Below are 2,867 nucleotides of genomic sequence, written 5' to 3'. Positions count from 1 at the left end.
CTAGGCCTAAAAGGGCCCCAGCAAAGAGCCCTAGGATGACGGGACTCCCCCAGGGATAGGTGCTCCCACCCCAGGAAAAGGCCAGCATCAGGGGCACGGTCCAAGCCACAAGGAGGAAGGCCCCGAGGAAATCAAAAGGTTCGCGGCGGCCGGGTTTCAGCCGGGGCATGTAACGCAATATGAACCCCAGGGCCACGGCCCCCACGGGCACGTTGATGTAAAAGACAAAGCGCCAGGAGAGGTGGTCGGTGAGCAACCCGCCCAGCCAGGGTCCCACGGCCGAGGAAAGGCCAAAGAGGGCCCCAAAGGCCCCCGCCAGCTTGCCCCGCTCCCGCGGGGGGAAAAGGACGGCGATGGTGGTAAGGGCCAGGGCAAAAAGGGCCCCACCCCCCACTCCCTGGAGTCCCCGGAACAGGATGAGCTGGGCCATGTTCTGGGAAAGACCGGAGAGCACGGAACCCAGGAGGAAAATGAGTACCGCCCAAAGCAGGATGGCCTTGCGGGAAAAGAGCTCGGTAAGCCGGCCAAAGATGGGGGCGGAAACCGTGGAGGTCAAAAGATAGCTGGTGGTAACCCAGGCGTAGTACTCCGCCCCCTTAAGTTCCCCTACGATGCGGGGCATAGCCGTGGAAACGATGGTCTGGTCTAAAGCTGCCAGGAAAACCCCCAGCAGCACACCGATCATGGTAAAACGCACCTCTTGGGGTGTAGGGTTCATGACTCCTCCAACTTGCTCAATAAGCGGGCCAAGTGGTCCACTTCCTCCGGGCTAAGCCGGGCCAGGCGGCGCCTCAGGGCCGCTTCCATAAGCCTTTCTGCCTCCTCGAGGGCCACCTTCCCCTTTTCCGTCAGGCGGAAGGCGAAGCGGCGCAGGTCCTTGCTGTCCAAGGTGCGCTCCACAAAACCCCGCTCCTCTAACCGCCGGAGCATGTGGCTCACGGTGGGTGGGGGAAGCCCCATGTGCCGGGCCACATCCGAGGGATGGGGCAGCCCCTCCACCACCCGTAAAAGCCAGGCCTCGAGGCCCGAAAGCCCTAAGGCCACCAACCCCTCCTCCATCTCCTCCCGCACGGCCCGCTGAAACCGCCATATCCGCCCCATGAGGTCCCACACCATGGCCAAGATATTATTTCAGTTCAAACTATTTGATTGCAAGCTATCCCACCTTGACGCCCCCGCACCCCCGGGATTAGCCTGGGCCTCGGAGGACACCATGAGCCTGCTTTTTTACAGCCAAGGACAGGATCACTATAACCTTGACCCAGACCTAAAAGTAGTACTGAACACCTTCGCCCCCGGCCTACCCCAAGAAGCCCTGTCCACCTTCGGCAAGCTGGTGGGAGAGGAGGTCCTGGAGGTGGCCCACCACATCGATCAAGACGCCCCGCCCCGCCTAAAGATGCACGACCTGGATGGAAACCGCAGGGACCGGGCCCTCCTCTCCCCGGCGCAGAAGGCCCTTTTGGACAAGCTCCGCCCCATGATCCGCCCCGCCTACGAGGGCCAAGGCTGGCCCCTGCACTACGCCTTCGGCTACCTCTTGGCGGATGGGGGGCTCTACTGCATCCTCACCATTACCCATCAGGTGGCCTATGCGCTGCACAAGTACGCCCCAGAATGGGAGGCGGTGAAGCGGGAACTCCTTTACGGCCCGGCCTTCGGCGCCACCTGGATGACGGAGATCCAAGGGGGAAGCGACCTGGGGGCCAACCGCACCCTGGCCAAACGGGAGGGGGAAGCCTTCCGCCTTTACCAAGGGGACAAGTACTTCGCCTCCGGGGCCGGCCTGGCCGACTACGCCTTGGTGACCGCCAGGCCGGAAGGGGCTCCCCAAGGCCCCAAGGGGCTTGGCCTTTTCCTCCTGCCCCGTGAGGTGGAGGGGCGTCTCAACTTCACCGTGCGCCGCTTTAAGGAGAAGCTGGCCACCCGGGCCGTGCCCTCGGGGGAGGTGGAGCTGGAGGGAAGCCTGGCCTACCCCATCGGGAGGCTGGAAGAGGGCATCTACTACACCCTGGAAACCCTCACCGTGGCCCGCCTGGCCAACGCCGCCGCCGCCATGGGGATCGCCAAGAAGGCCCACCTCGAGGCCCTCTTCCGGGTGAGAAGGCGCACCGCCTTTGGAAAAAGGCTTTTGGACCACGAGCTCATCCAACACGACCTCCTGGAGATGCGCCTTAGGCAGGTGGGGGGCACCGCCTTGGCCTTCCTGGCCATCCAGGCCTTTGACCGGGCCTGGGAGGAGAGGCCTCCCTATAGCCCCCGCTACCACCTGGCCCGCCTCCTCTCCCACCTGGCCAAGGGGCGCACCGCGGAACACGCCAGCGCCATCACCGCCCTCGCCATGGAGCTCTTTGGCGGCCTGGGCTTCCTGGAGGAGTATGGGGTAGCCCGCTGGCACCGGGAGGCCCTCATCACCCCCATCTGGGAAGGTCCGGCCAACATCCAGGCCCTGGACATGCTGGAAGCCCTGGCCAAAAAGCGGGCCCATGAACCTTTTTTGGAAATGCTCCAGGATCATCCCCAGGCCCAAAGCTATGCGGAAAGGGCCCTGGCAAGGCTAAAGGAAGAAGGCCCCTGGCACGCCAAGGAGGCCCTAAGAGGGCTGGCCGACGCCGTAGCCGTCTACGCCTTGGCAAAGGTAGCCCACGAACCCTTCCCTGAGCTTTCCCACCTTTACGCCCGGCGCTTCCTGGAAGGGGAACCCCTACCCCTTAGCGCCCAAAGGCCCAGGCTCTATGACCCCTGGTGAAGCCTCTCGTATAGGGGCCCCAGGTCCTCAGGGCGGAAGCGGGCGGTGTAGCCCTTGGGGGGCAAGGGTTCCTGGTAGAAAAAGGCGGGAAGGTGGTCCTCCTCGTGGGTGAAGCCCG

General features: G+C 64.1%; 3 protein-coding genes. 1 reads left to right on the top strand and 2 read right to left on the bottom strand.

All coding sequences use genetic code 11. The annotated features are described in order from the left end of the window. Together Q0693_RS08535 and Q0693_RS08530 are read right to left on the bottom strand one after the other, a co-directional pair. A partial coding sequence (locus Q0693_RS08535) for an MFS transporter (protein WP_298630739.1) occupies positions 1–718 on the bottom strand: 718 nt, incomplete at its 3' end. Then, positions 715–1,116 carry a MarR family transcriptional regulator gene (locus tag Q0693_RS08530; protein ID WP_298630736.1) on the bottom strand — a complete coding sequence of 134 codons (402 nt, stop codon included), beginning with the start codon at positions 1,114–1,116 and terminating at the stop codon, positions 715–717. The genes Q0693_RS08535 and Q0693_RS08530, both read right to left, overlap by 4 nt. Positions 1,117–1,213: 97 nt before the next feature. Here Q0693_RS08530 and Q0693_RS08525 point away from each other — a divergent pair, with 97 nt between their 5' ends. Then, the gene (locus tag Q0693_RS08525) at positions 1,214–2,749 is read left to right on the top strand and encodes an acyl-CoA dehydrogenase family protein (RefSeq protein ID WP_298630734.1); all 1,536 of its coding nucleotides are present in this window, start codon (positions 1,214–1,216) and stop codon (positions 2,747–2,749) included. The last annotated feature ends 118 nt before the right edge of the window (positions 2,750–2,867 follow it).

Origin of the sequence: uncultured Thermus sp. (genome assembly GCF_938010445.1) — a bacterium.
Lineage (GTDB): Bacteria > Deinococcota > Deinococci > Deinococcales > Thermaceae > Thermus > Thermus altitudinis.
This window is presented reverse-complemented; position numbering and strand designations above follow the sequence as displayed.

What these genes read in the sequence shown, in the direction of transcription:
- Q0693_RS08530 (WP_298630736.1), bottom strand. Translation starts at nt 1,116, where the DNA reads ATGGTGTGGGACCTCATGGGGCGGATATGGCGGTTTCAGCGGGCCGTG.
- Q0693_RS08525 (WP_298630734.1), top strand. Translation starts at nt 1,214, where the DNA reads ATGAGCCTGCTTTTTTACAGCCAAGGACAGGATCACTATAACCTTGAC.